Annotated in this window: 15 protein-coding genes; 12 read left to right on the top strand and 3 right to left on the bottom strand. The window is 75.0% G+C overall.

All coding sequences use genetic code 11. The annotated features are described in order from the left end of the window. The 6 genes from ABD371_RS15440 to ABD371_RS15415 are packed head-to-tail and all read left to right on the top strand — an operon-like array spanning position 1 to position 6,795. Positions 1 to 1,437 (top strand): O-antigen ligase family protein, encoded by a 1,437-nt coding sequence (locus ABD371_RS15440; protein ID WP_344477073.1) that lies wholly within the window; start codon positions 1 to 3, stop codon positions 1,435 to 1,437. Then, positions 1,434 to 3,101: a murein biosynthesis integral membrane protein MurJ gene (gene murJ / locus ABD371_RS15435; protein ID WP_344477071.1), complete on the top strand. Its 1,668-nt coding sequence runs from the start codon at positions 1,434 to 1,436 to the stop codon at positions 3,099 to 3,101. The genes ABD371_RS15440 and murJ overlap by 4 nt, the downstream gene beginning before the upstream one ends. Then, positions 3,091 to 3,831: a polysaccharide deacetylase family protein gene (locus ABD371_RS15430; RefSeq protein WP_344477069.1), complete on the top strand. Its 741-nt coding sequence runs from the start codon at positions 3,091 to 3,093 to the stop codon at positions 3,829 to 3,831. Before murJ ends, ABD371_RS15430 begins: the two co-directional genes overlap by 11 nt. Positions 3,832 to 3,839: 8 nt before the next feature. Continuing rightward, a complete protein-coding gene (locus ABD371_RS15425; protein WP_344477237.1) occupies positions 3,840 to 4,976 on the top strand; it encodes a glycosyltransferase in 1,137 nt (378 codons plus the stop codon). After that, positions 4,973 to 5,644: a YveK family protein gene (locus ABD371_RS15420; protein WP_344477067.1), complete on the top strand. Its 672-nt coding sequence runs from the start codon at positions 4,973 to 4,975 to the stop codon at positions 5,642 to 5,644. The genes ABD371_RS15425 and ABD371_RS15420 overlap by 4 nt, the downstream gene beginning before the upstream one ends. Then, on the top strand, positions 5,644 to 6,795 hold the full coding sequence (locus ABD371_RS15415; RefSeq protein WP_344477065.1) for a GNAT family N-acetyltransferase: 1,152 nt from the start codon (positions 5,644 to 5,646) through the stop codon (positions 6,793 to 6,795). Before ABD371_RS15420 ends, ABD371_RS15415 begins: the two co-directional genes overlap by 1 nt. Positions 6,796 to 6,831: 36 nt before the next feature. Here the strand turns inward: ABD371_RS15415 and ABD371_RS35860 are convergent, their stop codons facing one another. Then, entirely contained in the window at positions 6,832 to 8,325 is a 1,494-nt protein-coding gene (locus ABD371_RS35860) for a glycoside hydrolase family 26 protein (protein ID WP_381733096.1), read from the bottom strand. Positions 8,326 to 8,779: 454 nt separating this feature from the next. Between ABD371_RS35860 and ABD371_RS15405 the strand changes: the two genes are divergently transcribed. Together ABD371_RS15405 and ABD371_RS15400 are read left to right on the top strand one after the other, a co-directional pair. Further along, on the top strand, positions 8,780 to 10,165 hold the full coding sequence (locus ABD371_RS15405; RefSeq protein ID WP_344477236.1) for a carboxylate--amine ligase: 1,386 nt from the start codon (positions 8,780 to 8,782) through the stop codon (positions 10,163 to 10,165). A gap of 74 nt (positions 10,166 to 10,239) precedes the next feature. Then, entirely contained in the window at positions 10,240 to 11,502 is a 1,263-nt protein-coding gene (locus ABD371_RS15400; protein ID WP_344477063.1) for an NAD(P)-binding domain-containing protein, read from the top strand. Between the two features lie 7 nt (positions 11,503 to 11,509). On the opposite strand, the gene ABD371_RS15395 is transcribed toward ABD371_RS15400, so the two are convergent. Continuing rightward, positions 11,510 to 11,755 carry a hypothetical protein gene (locus ABD371_RS15395; protein WP_344477061.1) on the bottom strand — a complete coding sequence of 82 codons (246 nt, stop codon included), beginning with the start codon at positions 11,753 to 11,755 and terminating at the stop codon, positions 11,510 to 11,512. A 287-nt stretch (positions 11,756 to 12,042) separates the two neighbouring features. Here ABD371_RS15395 and ABD371_RS15390 point away from each other — a divergent pair, with 287 nt between their 5' ends. Both ABD371_RS15390 and ABD371_RS15385 read left to right on the top strand, forming a co-directional pair. After that, on the top strand, positions 12,043 to 12,630 hold the full coding sequence (locus tag ABD371_RS15390; RefSeq protein ID WP_344477059.1) for a DUF4352 domain-containing protein: 588 nt from the start codon (positions 12,043 to 12,045) through the stop codon (positions 12,628 to 12,630). A gap of 45 nt (positions 12,631 to 12,675) precedes the next feature. Continuing rightward, complete coding sequence (locus ABD371_RS15385; RefSeq protein WP_344477057.1) at positions 12,676 to 13,179, top strand: DUF5949 family protein; 504 nt, start codon at positions 12,676 to 12,678, stop codon at positions 13,177 to 13,179. On the opposite strand, the gene ABD371_RS15380 is transcribed toward ABD371_RS15385, so the two are convergent. Next, positions 13,176 to 14,444 carry a cytochrome P450 gene (locus tag ABD371_RS15380; protein ID WP_344477055.1) on the bottom strand — a complete coding sequence of 423 codons (1,269 nt, stop codon included), beginning with the start codon at positions 14,442 to 14,444 and terminating at the stop codon, positions 13,176 to 13,178. The two genes, ABD371_RS15385 and ABD371_RS15380, sit on opposite strands and share 4 nt — an antisense overlap. A gap of 244 nt (positions 14,445 to 14,688) precedes the next feature. On the opposite strand from ABD371_RS15380, the gene ABD371_RS15375 reads away from it, so the two are divergent. Then, on the top strand, positions 14,689 to 15,120 hold the full coding sequence (locus ABD371_RS15375; RefSeq protein ID WP_344477053.1) for a tyrosinase family oxidase copper chaperone: 432 nt from the start codon (positions 14,689 to 14,691) through the stop codon (positions 15,118 to 15,120). Between the two features lie 17 nt (positions 15,121 to 15,137). Beyond that, positions 15,138 to 15,998 carry a tyrosinase family protein gene (locus ABD371_RS15370; RefSeq protein WP_344477051.1) on the top strand — a complete coding sequence of 287 codons (861 nt, stop codon included), beginning with the start codon at positions 15,138 to 15,140 and terminating at the stop codon, positions 15,996 to 15,998. Positions 15,999 to 16,094: the final 96 nt, after the last annotated feature.

The raw sequence follows: 16,094 nt of genomic DNA, 5'->3' as shown, positions 1-16,094 counted from the left end.
ATGGCCCTGCTCCAGTCCGCACCCGCCGCCGTGAGGGCCACCGGCCTCCCGCCCGGGCGGCGGCCCGGCCCGGCCCACTGGCTGCCGCTGCTGCCGCTGCTCGCGACCGTGCTGCTGCTCGCCGCGCCGCTCCCGGCCGGCGACGGGCTCGGCTCGCGCGGCCCGGCCCCCGCAGACCTCGCCTCCGCCGCCCTCGTGCTGTTCGTCGCCTTCCGGCTGCTCCGGACGCGCGCCCGCCCGCTGACCCCGGCCGCCGCGCTCGTCCTCGCGCTGCCGGTCGCCGCCCTCGCCCTCGCCACCGTCACCGCGGCCGACCCGGCCGCCGCGCTGCCCGGACTCGTCCGCCATCTCCAGGTCTTCGTCCTGGTCCCGGCCGCCGTGCTGCTCTCGCTCCGGGACGCCCGGGACGTCCGGCTGCTCGCCGCCGCGCTCGTCGCCCTCGCCGTCGTCCAGGGCGCGCTCGGACTCCACCAGTACGCCACCGCCACCGGCGCGTCCTACATGGGCGAGAACATCCGCGCCGTCGGCACCTTCGGCCCCACCGACGTCATGGGCATGGCCACCGTCGTCGCCTACGGGCTGCTGGCCGCCGCCGCGATCGCCCTGCTCCCGCCCCCGAACGCGCCCCACTGGCTGCGCCCCGCCGCGCTCGCCCTCGCCGCCGCCCTCGCCGTACCGCTCGCGCTGTCCTTCAGCCGGGGCGCGTGGATCGCCACCGCCGCCGCCGGTACGGTCGTGCTCGCGCTCACCGGTCTGCGGCGGGCGGTGAAGACGCTGGCCGTGCTGGCGGCGGCCGTGGTCGTCCTGGTCGGCGGCCTCGGAGCGGGCTCCCAGCTGATCTCCGAGCGGGTCGGCAGCATCACCCGGGTCACGGAGGCCCCCGACCGCTCGGTGACCGACCGCTACGCGATGTGGGCCGCCGCCGGGAGCATGTGGCGGCAGAGCCCGGCCACCGGCGTCGGCCTCAAGGGCTTCCCCGCCCACCGCGACGGCCACGCCTCGATCGGCCTCTCCTCGGCGGCCGACACGGCGGGCGCGGGCTTCGCCTTCCGGCACCAGCCGCTGCTCTCGCCGCACAACATGTATCTGCTGATCCTCAGCGAGCAGGGGCTGATCGGTCTCACCGCCTTCGCCGGCGGCTGGGCGGCGATCCTGACCGCCGGGGTGGTGCGGCTGGCACGGCTGGTACGCGAAAGGCGCGCGCCCGGGCGGCACGGGCGGCGGCCCGCGACGGCGGGCGACTGCGGGCTGATCGCCGTGGCGCTGATGCTCTGGCAGACCGTGGACTTCCTCTACGCCGACATCGGCGGCCCCTCGACCGTGCTGACCGGCGTCGTCCTGGGCCTGGCGGCCTGGTGGGCGCTGGCCCCCGCCGCCGGGGCCACCGGGGTCGCCGGGGCCGCCGTCACCGGCCGGGAAGCGACGACCGCCGCGTGACCGGCCCGACGCCCCCGGCCCCGGAGTCCGTGCCCCCGCGTCCCGTTCTCGAACCCGGACCCGGACCGGCCGCCACCGCCACCGCGAAGGAACCCGGACCCCCGCCGCTCGGGAGGTTCCTCGCGCGGGCGGCGGCGGTCACCGCCGGACTCACCGTCGCCGGGGCGGTGCTGGGGCTCGTACGCGACCAGACCATCGCCCGGATCTACGGCGCGAGCACCGAGAGCGACGCCTTCCTCATCGCCTGGACCGTCCCCGAGATGGCCGCGACCCTCCTCATCGAGGACGCGATGGCCCTCCTCCTCGTCCCCGCCTTCAGCCACGCCATCACCCGCCGCGCCGCCGCCGCCCGCACGAGCGGCCAGGACCCCGTGCGCGAACTGGTCGCCGCCACCCTCCCCCGGCTGTTCGGCGCGCTCGCCGCCCTCACCGGGCTGCTGATCCTCTTCGCCCCCCAGTTCGTCCGGGCCCTCGCCCCCGGCTTCGCCGATCCCGCGCTCGCCGTCGACTGCACCCGTCTCACCGCGCTCACCGTCCTCTCGTACGGCACCGCGGGCTACTTCAGCGCCGTCCTGCGCGCCCACGGGAGCTTCCTGCCGCCCGCCGGGGTCTACATCGCCTCCAACATCGGCATCATCGGCACCACCCTGCTGCTCAACTCCCTCTGGGGCGTACGCGCCGCCGCCGCCGGAGTCGCCGTCGGCGGTGTGCTGATGGTCCTCGTCCAGCTCCCCGCCTTCCTCCGCCGGACCGCCTGGCGCGCCCGCCGCCCCCGGCGCGCGGGACGACCCCGCCCCGCGCCCCCGCTCGTCGGCCTCGCCGTCGTCGCCCCGATCATGCTCTTCGCGGCCGGCCGCCAGTCGCAGGTCCTGGTCGAGCGCTTCCTCGCCTCCTCGCTCCCCGGCGGGGCGATCTCCCATCTCAACTACGCGCAGAAGGTCGCGCAGCTGCCGATGGTGCTGTCGCTGATGTTCTGCACCGTCACCTTCCCCGTGATCGCCAAGGCCGTCGCCGCCGGCGACCGCGAAGGGGCCCGCCGCCGGGTCGAGAACGACCTCGCCCTCGCGGGCCTGGTGGTCCTCCTCGGCACGGCGCTCATCCTGGGGTACGCGCCCCAGCTGGTCGAAGTCCTCTTCCAGCGCGGGGCCTTCACCGCCGAGGACACCGGAACCACCGCCGCCGTCATGCGGGTGTACGCAGCGGGCCTCCTCGGCCACACCCTCGTCGGCGCGCTCGGCCGGCCCTTCTTCTCCGCCGGGCGGCCCACCTGGTACCCGTTCGCCGCGATGGCCGCCGGACTGATCGTCACCGTCGCCGCCGGAACGGCCGCCGCCGGACCGTGGGGGGTGTACGGAATCGCCGCCGCCAACGCCGCCGGAATCTGCGCCACCGCGCTGCTGCTGCTCTTCGGGCTCGGCTCCCGGGTGGTCGCCATCGAGGTCGGGGCGATCGGCCGCACTCTCGCCCGGCTCGGCGCGGCGGCCGGCGCGGCGGCCCTGGCCGGGCGGCTGGCCGCCCCGCTCACCGCCGACCCGCTGCTGAGCCTGGCGCTCGGCGCCCTGCTCGTACCCGCCGTCTTCGCCGCCGCCGGACTCGCCCTGCGCGCCCCGGAGATCGTCCACCTGCTGGCCCTCACCCGACAGAGGATCCGTCATGTCCGCTGACACGGCGACGACCCGACCCGCCCGCCCCCCGGCCACCTCCTGGCCCTGGATCCTGATGTACCACTCGGTGGCCGACCCCGCCGAGGACCCGTACGGCATCACCGTCGCCCCCGCCAGGCTCGACCTCCAGCTCGCCCGGCTGCGCGCGCTCGGGCTGACCGGCGTCGGCGTCGACACCCTGCTCAGGGCGCACGCCCGGGGCCGGTCCCACGGACTGGTCGGGCTCACCTTCGACGACGGCTACGCCGACTTCACCGAGGCCGCCCTGCCGGTGCTGCGCCGGCACGGCTGCACCGCCACCCTGTTCGTCCTGCCGGGACGGCTCGGCGGCGACAACGTCTGGGACCCGCGGGGCCCCCGCAAGCCATTGCTGGACGAGCGGGGCATCCGCGCCGCCGCGACCGCCGGGACCGAGATCGCCTCCCACGGGCTCTACCACGTCGATCTGACGGCCGTGGAGGACGCCGTGCTGAGCGAGGAGACCACCCGCAGCCGGGAGTGGCTGCGCGAACTGACCGGCGAGGAACCCGCCGGCTTCTGCTACCCGTACGGCACGGTCGACGCCCGGGTCGCGGACGCCGTACGCGCCGCCGGATACGCGTACGCCTGCGCGATCCGGCCGCCCGCCGCGCTGACCGGCGCGTACGCCCTGCCCCGCACCCATGTCAGCCACGCCGACCGGGCCGCACGGCTCGGGCTGAAGCGGCTGCGGCACCGGCTGGGGCTGTGAGCCGGCCGGTGCGGGCACTCCATGTGATCACCGGGCTGGGGATCGGCGGCGCGGAACAGCAACTGCGGCTGCTGCTGGGCCGGCTGCCCCTCCACTGCGACGTCGTGACCCTCACCAACCCGGGCCCGGTCGCGGACGGCCTGCGCGCCGACGGGTTCCGGGTGACCCATCTGAGGATGGGCGGCAACCGCGACCTCGGCGCGCTGCCCCGGCTCGTCCGGGTGATCCGCGAGGGCCGCTACGACCTGGTTCACACCCATCTCTACCGGGCCTGTGTGTACGGACGGATCGCGGCCCACCTCGCGGGCGTGCGCACCCTCGTGGCCACCGAGCACTCGCTCGGCGCGGCGGAGATCGAGGGCCGCCCGCTGACCCGCGCCACCCGCGCGCTCTATCTGGCCACCGAACGGCTGGGATCGGCGACCGTCGCGGTCTCCGAGACGGTCGCGGCCCGGCTGCGGGCCTGGGGGGTGCCCGCGCACCGCGTCCACGTTGTCCCCAACGGAGTCGATGCGGACCGGTTCCGCTTCGATCCGGCCGCGCGCTCCGCGCTCCGCGCCGAACTGGGCGTGCAACCAGATGACTTCGTGGTCGGCGGGGTGGGGCGGCTCGTCCCCGGCAAACGCTTCGACCTGCTGATCCGCGCGGTCGCCGACCTCCCCGGCGCGCGTCTCCTCCTCGCGGGCGACGGCCCCGAGCGCCCCGCCCTGAGCGCGCTCGCGGCCGGTCTCCGCGCCGGAGACCGGGTCCACTTCCTCGGCGCGCGCGCGGACGTCCCCGAAGTCCTCTCGGCGCTCGACGTCTTCGTGTCCCCGTCCCGCGAGGAGGCCTTCGGGCTGGCCGTCGTCGAGGCGCTCGCCGCCGGGCTGCCCGTGCTGTACCGCGTCTGCCCGGCGCTGGAGGACCTGCCGCCCGGCCGGGCCCCCGGCAGCCTGCGGATCGGCGACTCGGCCGGGGAGCTGACCGAGGAGCTGCGAAAGCGGCGGAGGGCCGCCCCGGGGCTGCGGGAGCCGCCCGCCGCGGCGGCGCACTACTCCATCGCCGCCGCCGGCGAACGCCTCACGGCGCTCTACGAGCGCCTGCTCGCCGATCCGCCCCACCACCCCACCCATCACCACCACCCGACGGAGAGAGCACGCTCATGACCGACTCGTCCGAGACCCCGGAGCCCGCCCCCCGAGGGCGGATCAGACGCCTCGTCGGCCGGATCTTCTCGCTGCCCCGCTGGTGGCCGCTGCCCGTACTGGCGCTCGCCGGAGCGGCCGGCGGAGCCGCGTACGGGGTGTTCGTCACCCCCCAGTACGCCGCCACCAGCTATGTCGTCGCCGTCCCCGCCAAGGACACCCAGCCCGCCGCCGCCCTCGGCTTCGCCCAGGCGTACGGCCGCATCGCCACCAGCGACTCCACCATCGCCTACGCCCGGGTCGCCGTCGGCATCCCGGCCAAGGCGCTCCGCGCCCAGGTGCGGACCGAGACCTCCCCCGACTCACCGATGATCGCGATCACCGGCACCTCGGAGCGGCGCGCCGAGGCCGCCGACATCGCCAACGCCGTCGCCGACGCGATCTTCGTGAGCAGCAATCAGATCGCCAAGAGCACCGGCGTCCAGCTGGTCAGCTTCTCCCAGGCGATCCCGCCCGCCCACCCCTCGTCCGCCTCGCCCCGGATCGCCACGGCGGTCGGCGGCTCGGCCGGCGCGCTGATCGGCGCGCTCGTCCTGCTGGTGCGCCCCCGGCGGCTGCCCCGCAACGCCGTGGCCGCCGTCCCCGCGCCGGCCGGGGCGGGCGACGCCGTCGAGCGGGAGCGGGTCTGATGGGGCGGGCGGGGGCCGGGCCGACCGTCGCGCTCTGCCGCGACGGGCACGCGTTCGCCCGGCTGCGGCCCGAGTGGGACGCCCTCCAGCGCCGCTGCGCCGACGCCACCCCGTTCCAGAACCACGCCTGGCTGGAATCCTGGTGGCTCTCGTACGCGGCGGGCGGCCGGCTGCGGACCGTGCTCGTACGGCTGGACGGACGGCTGATCGCCGCCGCGCCGCTCATGCTCGTCCACCGCCCGATGCCCCTGCTCGTCCTCCTCGGCGGCGCGATCTCCGACTACGGCGACATCCTCGTCGACGACGAGCACCGGGACGTGGCGATCGGGGCGCTGGCGGACGGTGTGCGGCGCGCCGCCCCGGGCGCGGTGACCGATTTGCGCGAGGTACGGCCCGGAGCCGCCGCCGAGCGGCTCTACGAGAGCTGGCGCGGCGGCCGGCGCAGGCTGGCCGACTCGGTCTGTCTGGAGCTGCCCGCCGCCCCCATGGCGGAGCTGCTCCAGCGGCTCCCGGCCCACCGCGCCCAGCGGGTGCGGGCCAAACTCCGCAGAATCGACTCGCTGAAGATCGAGGACCGCACGGTGACCGAGGACGAGGTGCCCGCCGCCATGGCGCATCTGCTGCGCCTCCACGAACTCCAGTGGCGCGGGCGCGGGGTCACCGTCGAGCATCTGCGGCCCCGGTTCGCCGAGCATCTGGTCCGGGCCACCCGCCGGATGGTGCGCGAGGGGGCGGCCGATCTGACGGAGTACCGCCGGGACGGCGAGGTCGTCGCGGCGAGTGTGGCGCTGCTGTCCGGGCGGCTCACCGGCGGATATCTGTACGGCGCGCACCCGGGGCTGAGGGAGGACAAGGTCGACGTCGCCACGATGCTGCTCCGCCACGACGCCGACGCCGCCGCCGCGTCGGGCCGCCGGGTGGTGAGCCTGCTGCGCGGGGACGAGGCGTACAAGAACCACTGGCGGCCCGAGGCGGTGGCCAACCAGCGGCTGCTGATGGCCCCGCCCGGACTCGAACCGCTGCTCCGGCTGCACACCGCGCGGGCCGCCTGGCGCGATCGCGCGGCGAGCGCCGTGAACGCCCGGCTCCCCGCCGCGCAGCTGTGGCGCGCCCGGCTCAACGACTGGCGGGCGGGGCTGCGATCGCCCTAGCCCGCCAGTCGCTGTCGCCGTCGCCGTCGCCGTCGTCTAGTCGTCCGAGAGGCCGAAGGGCCAGCCCGAGGGCCACGGGACCGTCACGCAGTACTCCCGCCGGGGGACCCACTGGGCCACCCAGTCCCCGAGGTCCAGGGGCACGCACCACTTCTTGGAGTTGAGCTGGGATGCGGGTGCGGGTGCGGGTGCGGGCGGCGGGGTCGGCGCGACGGGCGGTGCGACGGGCGGCAGCGGGTTCGGCACCGGCTTGACGAGCGGCGGCGGGGACGGGACCGGGGACGGGAGAGGCACCGGCGAGGGCGACGGTTCCTCGGGCGTCCGGGTGGGAGCCGGTGTCGTATCGGCCGGCTGCGGCGTTGGTGTCGGTGTCGGTGTCGGCACCACCGCCGGAGGCGTCGGCGTCGCCGCCGGTACGAGCGTCGGTACCGGTACCGGGTTCGTCGTCGCGGTCGGCGCCGGGACCGGGGCCGGGACCGGGGCCGGGACCGGGACCGGCAGGTCCACCGGCGTCGGTGTCGGCGTCGGTGTCGCGGTCGGCGTCGGGATCGAGGGCACCGATGGCACCGAGGGCGCCGAGGGCACCGCCGGGACCGGGGGCGGTGTGGGCGTCGGCACCTGCGGAGTGGGCACCACCGGCGGGGTCGGCGTCACCGGCTCCGGCGGCACCGGTCCCGGCTTCGCGAAGAGCATCGTCCGGAAGACCTTCGACGATTTGGGGTTGTCATCGCACTGCCAGACACCGTGCGGGCAGTAATCCGTAATGGTTTGGTACAGCGGCTTGTGCCGCTCGATCCATTCGAGCATGCCCCGCATGTAATCGGGATTGTCCCCGTTGCGGAACAATCCCCATTCCGGGTACGAGATGAGTTTGTTGTGCGCCGCCGCGAATTCCACCTGGTGCTGAAGTCCGTACGGAGTGTTCACCTGCTCCTCGAACGTCCGTCCCGGGGCCTGGTCGTACGAATCCATCCCGATGATGTCCACGACATCGTCACCGGGGTAGCACTCGGGCCAGGGAATCGCGTCCTTGCCCCGGTTGGGCGCGAAGTCGAACCGGAAGCTCTGCCCCGGCACCGAGCGCATCGTCGTGACGATGCGCTTCCAGTACGTCTTCCACGCGCGGGGGTCGGGGCCGCAGCGATGGGTGTAGGTCGTGCCGTTCATCTCCCAGCCCAGGACGACCACGGTGTCCGGCACCCCCAGCGCCACCAGCCGCTCGGCCAGCGCCCGGAAGTGGTGGTCGTACCGCCCCGCCGCCCCCGCCCGCAGCAGCAGCCGTACGTACCAGTCGGGCAGCCGGTCCTCGTTCCGCTCCAGCATGGGCACATTGAGGACGAACATCCGGTCGTCAGCACCGCGCCGCCAGCGGGCCCACTCGGTCAGGAAGTCGGGAGCGCCCTCGATATTGCTCCAGCGGTCGCCCGGCAGATAGGTGTGACCGGCCTTCAGCTCCGCGCCGCCGAGCCACCGCGAGAGCTGCTCCATGCGCCACACCCCGGCCGGGCCGTAGTCGAGATAGGCGCCCATCGCGACCGATGAGGCTCCCGGTACCGAGGCCGGCACCAGGGGCGGCGCGGACGGCGGCGCGGACGGTGACGCGGATGCCGGCACCGGCGTCGCGGTCGGCGCGGGCACCGCGCTCGGCACCGGATCGGAAGCCGGGGCCGAGGCCCGCGCCGGGGCCGGATTCTCCTCGGCGCGTGCGACGCCCGCCGCCTGTTCTCCGAATACTCCCGTCGAAACAAGCAGACTGGCGGCGACCGTTCCGACGCACGTACCGGTGAACCGGCGTCGACGAGTCATTGCTCCTCCTAGAGAAAGCCGTATACGTGCTGTCCGGTCTGGAATTCCGGCCCCATGGTGGCGTACCCGACCGTAGCCAGAAAGTGTTACTAATTCGCAGATTGACATCCCGTCAGTGCGTAATTCGTGAGAACGGGCCGGGTTTTCCAGGACCATCCAGGTGAAAGTTGTGACGCTGATGCCACCCTTCGACACCGGGGTCGCGGCCGAAGTGCCGTACGACACCCGCGTTCCGCCCGGAGGCCCCTTCGACGCGGGCACGCCCGCCCTGGTGCTGCGCCTCGACCGCAATCCGTTCCACCACGGCACCCTCGGCGCGGTCCGCTCGCTGGGCCGCGCGGGCGTCGAGGTGCACGCCGTGGTCGAGTCGGCCGGCAGCCCCGTCGCGCGCTCCCGCCATCTGCACCGCGCCCATGTCGGCCCCGCCGAACCCGTGGGCCCCGACGCGCTGGTGGAGCTGCTGCTGCGGATCTCCGACCGGATCGGCCGGCGCGCGGTGCTGATCGCCATGGACGATGTCAGCGCCATCCACACCGCCGCCCGGGCGGTCCCGCTCGGCGACCGCTTCCACCTCCCCGAGCAGCCCCCCGAGCTGCCCCGCCGCCTCGCCGACAAGGCCGAACTCGCCTCGCTCTGCGCCGCCGCCGGCATCCCCCACCCGCAGACCTTCGTGCCCGCCGACCCCGGCGAGGCGGCCGACGCGGTACGGCGGCTGGGACTGCCCCTGGTGGCGAAGTGGACCCACCCCTGGCTGCTGCCCGCCGCCGCCGGACTCCGCAGCACCACCCTCGTACGCTCCCCGGGAGCGGCCCGCGAACTCTGCGAACAGGCGGGCGCGGCGGGCAGTCGGCTCCTCCTCCAGCGCTATCTGCCGGACGCCCCCGACACCGACTGGTTCTTCCACGGCTGCTTCTCCGGCGGGCCCTCCGGCACGGTCTGTCTGCTCGGCGGCAGCGGCCGCAAGGAGCTGTCCTGGCCGGTGCGCACCGGACTCACCGCGAAGGGCAGCTGGCAGCCCAACCCCGAGGTGGAGCGGGCCGCGCTGCGGCTGGTCTCGCACGTCGGCTACCGGGGCATCCTCGACCTCGACTTCCGCCGCGACCCCGCCACCGGCGTCCACCAGCTGCTCGACGCCAATCCGCGCCCCGGCGCGCAGTTCCGGCTCTTCACCGAGCCCGGCGGACTCGACGTCGTACGCGCCCTCTACCTCGACCTCACCGGCCAGCGCGTCACCAGCGCGGGCGGCGGCCCCGGCCGGGTCTTCGTCGCCGAGAACTACGCGCTGCTCTCCGCGCTCGTCTCGCTCCGCGACCGCTCCGCCCGGCCCGCTCCCTGTGCCCCGGGCACGGCGACCGCTCCCCGTACGGGCGTCGAGACCGCCTGGTACGCGAGCGACGACCCGCTGCCCTTCCTCGCCATGGCCGCCGCCTGGACCGGCCGGGGCCTGGCCAAGGCCGCGCACCGGCTGCGGACCGCCCTGCGCGCGGTCCTGCGCGCCCCGCGCGCCCGTACGCACCGGCCCCCGCCGCCCCGACAGGGCGGCACGGCGGCGCGCACCCCGTGAGCCCCGCGCCGTCCACCCGTACCGACCTTCCCCCTCCCACCGACCGTCCCCTACCGCGAAGAAACGGACCAACCGTGTACGACATGGCAGTGATCGGCGCAGGACCCTACGGACTCTCCATCGCGGCCCACGCCGCCGCGGCCGGAATGAGCCTGAAAGTCTTCGGCCGCGCGATGGCCTCCTGGCGCGACCACATGCCGGAGGGCATGTACCTCAAGTCGGAGCCCTGGTCGTCGAATCTCTCCGACCCCTCGGCCGCGCACACGCTGCGCCACTTCAGCGAGGAGCACGGCTTTGACGCCGTGCACGGCACCCCGCTGCCCATCGCCGCGTTCACCGAGTACGGCATGTGGTTCGCCGAACACGCGGTGCCCGCCGTCGACGAGCGGACCGTCACCCTCGTCGCCCCCGCCGGGGACGGCTTCCGGGTGGAGACCGCCGACGGCGAGCGGGTGCGCGCCAGGACCGTCGTCCTGGCCGTCGGTGTGATGCCCTTCGTCCAGCTCCCCGAGCAGCTCGCCGCCCTCCCCGCCCACCAGGTCTCGCACAGCAGCGGCCACCGCGACCTCAGCGGCTTCCGGGGCCAGGACGTCACCGTCCTCGGCGCGGGCCAGGCCGCGCTGGAGACCGCGACCCTCCTCGCCGAACAGGGCGCGCGGCCCCGGCTGGTCGCCCGCAGGGCCCGGCTGAACTGGAACACCCCGCCCGAGCCCCTCCAGCGCGGGATGCTGCGCTCGCTGCGCACCCCGCACAGCGGTCTGGGCACCGGCTGGACCAGCTGGGTCTGGTCCGAGACCCCGTGGGCGGTACGCAAACTCCCCGCGTCCACCAGGGAGCACATCGCCCGCACCGCACTCGGCCCGGCGGGCGCGTGGTGGCTGCGCGAGCGCTACGAGCGCCGGGTGCCCGCCCTGCTGGGGCACGGGCTGCGGAGCGCGGCGGCGCACGGCGAAAGGGTCCTGCTGACCCTGGGCGCGCCCGACGGGGAGACGGTGGTCGTCGAGAGCGACCATGTGCTGGCCGCGACCGGCTTCACCCCGGACCTCGACCGGCTGCGGCTGCTCGACAGTTCGCTGCGGCGGGCCGTCGCCACGGTCGGCGGCGGCCGTGCCCCCGAGCTGAGCGCCGGCTTCGAGTCCTCCTGCCCGGGGCTGTTCTTCGCGGGGCTGCTCGCCGCGCCCTCCTTCGGCCCGTCCATGCGCTTCGTGCACGGCGCGACCTTCACCGCCCACCGGCTCGTCGCCGGGGCGCGCCGCAGGCTCCGCGACCGGGCCGACGTCCGGCTGCCCCGGCCCGCCGAGCCGGCCGCCGCGCCCCACTCCGTACGGGAGCGCTGACGCTCCCTCAGCCCGCGTGCACGCCGCCGCCGGGGAACTCGGGGAACCCCGGCAGCTGCGGGAAGCGGGTCAGCAGGCCCCACTCCCCGTCGTCCGCCCCCGGCAGGGTGCGCCCCGCCGTGCTCCACTCCCGTGCCAGCCGGTCGTAGATCGGGTTCTCGTCCGCCCCCGGCGGCCGGACGTACGGATCGGTCCTCGGGGCCGTGAGCGGCCGCACCCGTTCCCAGCGGCCGGCTTCGGGAGTTCTCGCCATACGTCGGCCAACGCCCGCACCCGGGGCGAGGTCACCGCACGCCCCGCACGGGGAAGTAGTGAGGGAACGGTTTTTCGGTCCTCGGGGCCGTGAGCGGCCGTACTCCACCCCCGCGCGGCCCCGGACCCCGGCCACCGGGCGGGTACGCCCCCGGGCTGCCCCCGGGCCGCGCTCCCCGGCATCCCCGGGGCCCCTCCGGGCGACACCGGACGCGACACGTGCCCCGCAGCGGCCCTTCCCGGCGAAAGGCGGTGATGATACGGAAAACGGCCTGCTGAAGGGGACCGATGCGCCACATTGCCCGGGTGCTGCTGCTGTCGGCGCTCGCGATGAGCCTCACCGCCTGCCAGAACCCCGTCGACGCCCTCACCGACCCCCCGCCGCGCGCGCGGGCCGCCCCGGCCGTCCCGGCCGCCGCCTCCGACGAGAAGCCGGCCCGCGCCGCCGCGAAGCCCGCGGCGGCTTGGGTCGGGGACTCCGCCGACCTCGGCGGCCGGGGGTCGGGGACCCATCTGCGGGTCTCGGTCGTCGGCCAGGTCGACCCCGCCGTCGGCGTCCGCGCCGCCGACCGCCCGGCGAGCGGCTCCCGGTGGGTCGGCTTCGCGGTCACCCTGCTCAACTTCGGCGGCAAGCCCCACGAGGTGGCCGGAGCCCGCGCCTGGGTGGTCGACGACACGGGCGAACGCCACCGCCCGGTCACCACCGGAACCCTCACCACCGGGGCCCCGCTGCGCTGGAACACCCTCTCGGTGGGCGAACAGAGAAAGGGCTGGCTGGTCTTCGAAGTGCCGGAGCGGGCACGGATCGTACGTCTTCACACGGTCCTCGGAGACCGGTCCCTCGCCTGGCAGCTCCGCTTTCCCCCATCCAGGTGAACGGAGGGGGCCGCCGGACCTGACCGGGCACTAGGGTGCCGAGCCATGACCCTCGCGAACTCTGCCAAGAACACTGTCCAGCGCGGCCACTTGGGCACAGTGTCGATGCTGGCCTGGACCGGCGACCCCGACGCCGGACACGACATGCCGTATCTGCTCGTCTACTCCCTCGGCGACGGCGACGGCGGGCCCGAGGCGGGTGTCACCGCCCTGGAGGGGCTGATCCGGCAGGGCGGCCTCGCGGTCGACGGCACACTGACCGACGCCACCCCGGCCTCCTACAATTCGCCGATCAGACTGCTGGTCCAGGGCGGTCGCGCGGTCCTCAACATGCCCGGACTGAGCGCCCAGTGCCCGGCCCCCGTCGAGTGGCTCGCCGCCGCCGAGTCGCGCGGCCACGCCCATCTGCTCATCAGCACCCGCCCCTGGCCCGAGGCGACCCCGGGCGAGCCCCTCACCGAGGAACTCCTCCAGTCCTACGTCGGCGACGAGGACACCCTGCTGTCCGCCGCGCACGCCCTCCTCCCGGTGAGCCGGCTGCGCGGCTAACCGGGAACCACGGCCGCCGTCGCGGCCGGAGCGCCGGCCGGGCCGAAGACGACGGGCAGCGAGCGGACCCGGTTGTCGAAACTGGAGTCGATCAGCTCCATCGCCCCCGCCGCGCGCGGACCGTCCGCCCGGGCGAGCAGCTCGCCGAAGAGCGCCTTCATCTCCTGCCGCGCCAGATGCGCCCCCAGGCAGTAGTGCGGGCCGCCGCCCCCGTACCCCAGATGCGGATTGGGATCCCGGGTGATGTCGAACGCGTCGGGGTCGTCGAACACGGCCTCGTCGCGATTGGCCGAGGCGTAGAAGAGCACGGCCTTCTCGCCCGGGACGAACACCCGCCCGCCCAGCTCGCACTCGGCGACGACCGTACGGCGGAACTGGATGATCGGTGTCGAGTGCCGCACGATCTCGTCCACCGCGCCGTCCGCGTACCGCCCGAAGTCCCCCGCCAGCAGGGCCCGCTGCTCCGGGTGGGCCGAGAGCAGCGCCAGTCCGTGCGTGACGGCGTTGCGGGTGGTCTCCACCCCGGCGACCAGCAGCAGCGAGAAGAACGCGCCGAGCTGGCGGGAGGAGAGCGCCGCGCCGTCGACATCGGCGGTGACCAGCGCCGTGATCAGATCGTCGGCGGGCCGGCGGCGGCGCTCCCGCGCCAGCCTCGCCATCGTCAGATTCAGCCGGGCGAGCGCCCGCAGCCCGCGCCCGGGCACCCGGATCCGGCGGCGGCCCACGCCCACGTTCCGGGACGCCTCGTCGATCTGCCGGGCGATCTCGCCCCGGTACCGGCCGTCCACGCCCATCAGGTCGCAGATGACCTCGAACGGCATCCGGGAGGCGACCGAGGTGACGAAGTCCCCGGGCTGGTCGCGCACCATCTCCTCCGTCACCCGCCGGGCGGTCTCCCGTACGTTCTCCTCGGCGGCGGCCAGCAGCCGGGGGGTGAAGGCCCGGGAGACGATCCCGCGCAGCGCCGCGTGCTCGGGGCCGTCCATGTTGACCATCGAGTTGCCGAAGACGGCCTTGGCCCAGGCCGCCGGCTCGGGCGTGGTGACCCCCGGCGCGCTGGCGAAGTGCTGGGGGGCGCGGCTCGCGGCCCGTACGTCGGCGTGCTTCACCAGCGCCCAGAACCCGGGGCCCGCACCGAAGCGGACGGGGGTCTCCAGGGTGCGCAGCAGGGCGAAGGAGGCCAGCCGGCGGGAGCGCGGCAGCCGCCAGAACGACGGGTCGGCGAGATCGGCCTCGCCGGTGCTGAGCGGGGCTTCCACGGTCATGACCTCCTGAGGGCGGGGCGGCCATGCTGGCCCACCGCCCGGCGGCGTCCCCGGCCGACACGGCCCGGCGGCCGGGGATTGCCCCCTTCGCGCGACCTTCCCCCGGACGGCGGGCACGCGTTTCGGTGACCGCCGTCCGGGTGCGTGCCACCCGGAAGAGGAACCCTTTCGCCGTCGTCTCGTTGACAGGGCGGTGCACGGCCGTCCCCGACCGGACGGCGAGGTCGAACAGGACGGACCGACCATGCGTATCCTCAACCGCCCGCTGTCCCGACGCGCCGCCCTGCGGACGGTCTTCACCGTCGGCGTGGTCGCCGGCGCGGCCGGTGCGCTCGCGCCCCTGCTCGTCGCCCGCGACCCGGCGGGCTCCCAGCGGCGCGCCCCGGGCCCGGGGCGCGATCTGGAGCGGTTCGCGGAGCTGTACCGGGGGCGGCACATCCAGGGCACCGCGACCGTGATGGTCCCGGCGGGCGCGGTGGGCGGGACGCCGGGCGGAGCGCCGGGCGTCGAGGTCCGGATCGACGGCCGGCCGCTGCATGTCATGCGGCGGGCCGACGGCAGCTATCTCAGCCATGTCAACCACTACGAGTCGTTCCCGACGCTGCGCGAGGCGGCCCGTGCCGCGGTCGACGAGCTGGGGACCGCCCGGCTGGCCGCCGCCGCGACGGGACTCTGAGGACAGGAGCGGCACCGGTGCACACCCGTAAGAATCAGCGGAATCTGACCCCCGCCGAGAAGCGGCGGCTGATCGACGCGCTGCTGGAGCTGAAGCGTTCGGGGGTCTACGACGAGTTCGTCAGGATGCACGACGACTTCTATGTGCCCGACGGCGACAGCCGGCCCAGGGCGGCCCATATGACGCCGTCGTTCTTCCCCTGGCACCGGCGCTATCTGCTGGAGTTCGAGAGCGCGCTCCAGCGGGTCGACCCCTCGGTGACCATCCCCTACTGGGACTGGACGGTGGACCGTACGCCCGATTCCTCGCTCTGGGCGGACGACTTCCTCGGCGGCACCGGCCGGACGGGCGACCGGCAGGTGATGACCGGCCCCTTCGCGTACTCCGCCGGGAACTGGCGGATCGATTCGCGGATCACCGACGGCAAGTACCTCACCCGCAATCTCGGCCGGCCCTCCGCGCCGCTCGCCCTGCCCACCGCCGAGGAGGTGGCGGGCGCGCTCGCCGAGCCCCACTACGACGCGGCCCCCTGGGACTCCACCGCGACCTCCGGCTTCCGCAACGCCGTCGAGGGCTGGAGCACCGGGGACTCCGCGCGCTGGCGCAACCACAACCGGGTCCATCGCTGGGTGGGCGGTCTCATGCTGGGCGCGACCTCTCCCAACGACCCGGTCTTCTGGCTGCACCACGCCTTCATCGACCTGCTGTGGGACCGCTGGCAGCGGGCCCGCCCCGGGGCCGGCTATCAGCCCCGTGCCCGGGTCGCCGCCCCGGATCCGCAGGCCGGGCGGGTCTTCGCGCTGGACGACCCGATGCCGCCCTGGGACGAACCGCCCTCGCGGCTGCTGGACCACTCCCGCCTCTACCGCTACGTCTGAACCCCGTCAGGACAGGACTGTGGCCTCCTCCTTCGTCCGAAGGAGGAGGCCACAGTGCTCGGGGTAATACGGGGTAATACGGGGTGACGCGGGGTG

The sequence above is a fragment of the Streptomyces amakusaensis genome, assembly GCF_039532665.1.
Taxonomy (GTDB): domain Bacteria; phylum Actinomycetota; class Actinomycetes; order Streptomycetales; family Streptomycetaceae; genus Streptomyces; species Streptomyces amakusaensis.
The sequence above is the reverse complement of the archived record's forward strand: the minus strand, read 5'-3'. Positions and strand labels throughout refer to the sequence as shown.

Excerpts from the sequence above, each read along its gene's own strand:
- ABD371_RS15380 (WP_344477055.1), bottom strand. The coding sequence starts at position 14,444 with ATGACCGTGGAAGCCCCGCTCAGCACCGGCGAGGCCGATCTCGCCGAC.
- ABD371_RS35860 (WP_381733096.1), bottom strand. The coding sequence starts at position 8,325 with ATGGGCGCCTATCTCGACTACGGCCCGGCCGGGGTGTGGCGCATGGAG.
- ABD371_RS15415 (WP_344477065.1), top strand. The coding sequence starts at position 5,644 with ATGGGGCGGGCGGGGGCCGGGCCGACCGTCGCGCTCTGCCGCGACGGG.
- ABD371_RS15420 (WP_344477067.1), top strand. The coding sequence starts at position 4,973 with ATGACCGACTCGTCCGAGACCCCGGAGCCCGCCCCCCGAGGGCGGATC.
- ABD371_RS15440 (WP_344477073.1), top strand. The coding sequence starts at position 1 with ATGGCCCTGCTCCAGTCCGCACCCGCCGCCGTGAGGGCCACCGGCCTC.
- ABD371_RS15395 (WP_344477061.1), bottom strand. The coding sequence starts at position 11,755 with ATGGCGAGAACTCCCGAAGCCGGCCGCTGGGAACGGGTGCGGCCGCTC.
- ABD371_RS15385 (WP_344477057.1), top strand. The coding sequence starts at position 12,676 with ATGACCCTCGCGAACTCTGCCAAGAACACTGTCCAGCGCGGCCACTTG.
- ABD371_RS15390 (WP_344477059.1), top strand. The coding sequence starts at position 12,043 with ATGCGCCACATTGCCCGGGTGCTGCTGCTGTCGGCGCTCGCGATGAGC.
- ABD371_RS15405 (WP_344477236.1), top strand. The coding sequence starts at position 8,780 with ATGCCACCCTTCGACACCGGGGTCGCGGCCGAAGTGCCGTACGACACC.
- ABD371_RS15430 (WP_344477069.1), top strand. The coding sequence starts at position 3,091 with ATGTCCGCTGACACGGCGACGACCCGACCCGCCCGCCCCCCGGCCACC.
- ABD371_RS15375 (WP_344477053.1), top strand. The coding sequence starts at position 14,689 with ATGCGTATCCTCAACCGCCCGCTGTCCCGACGCGCCGCCCTGCGGACG.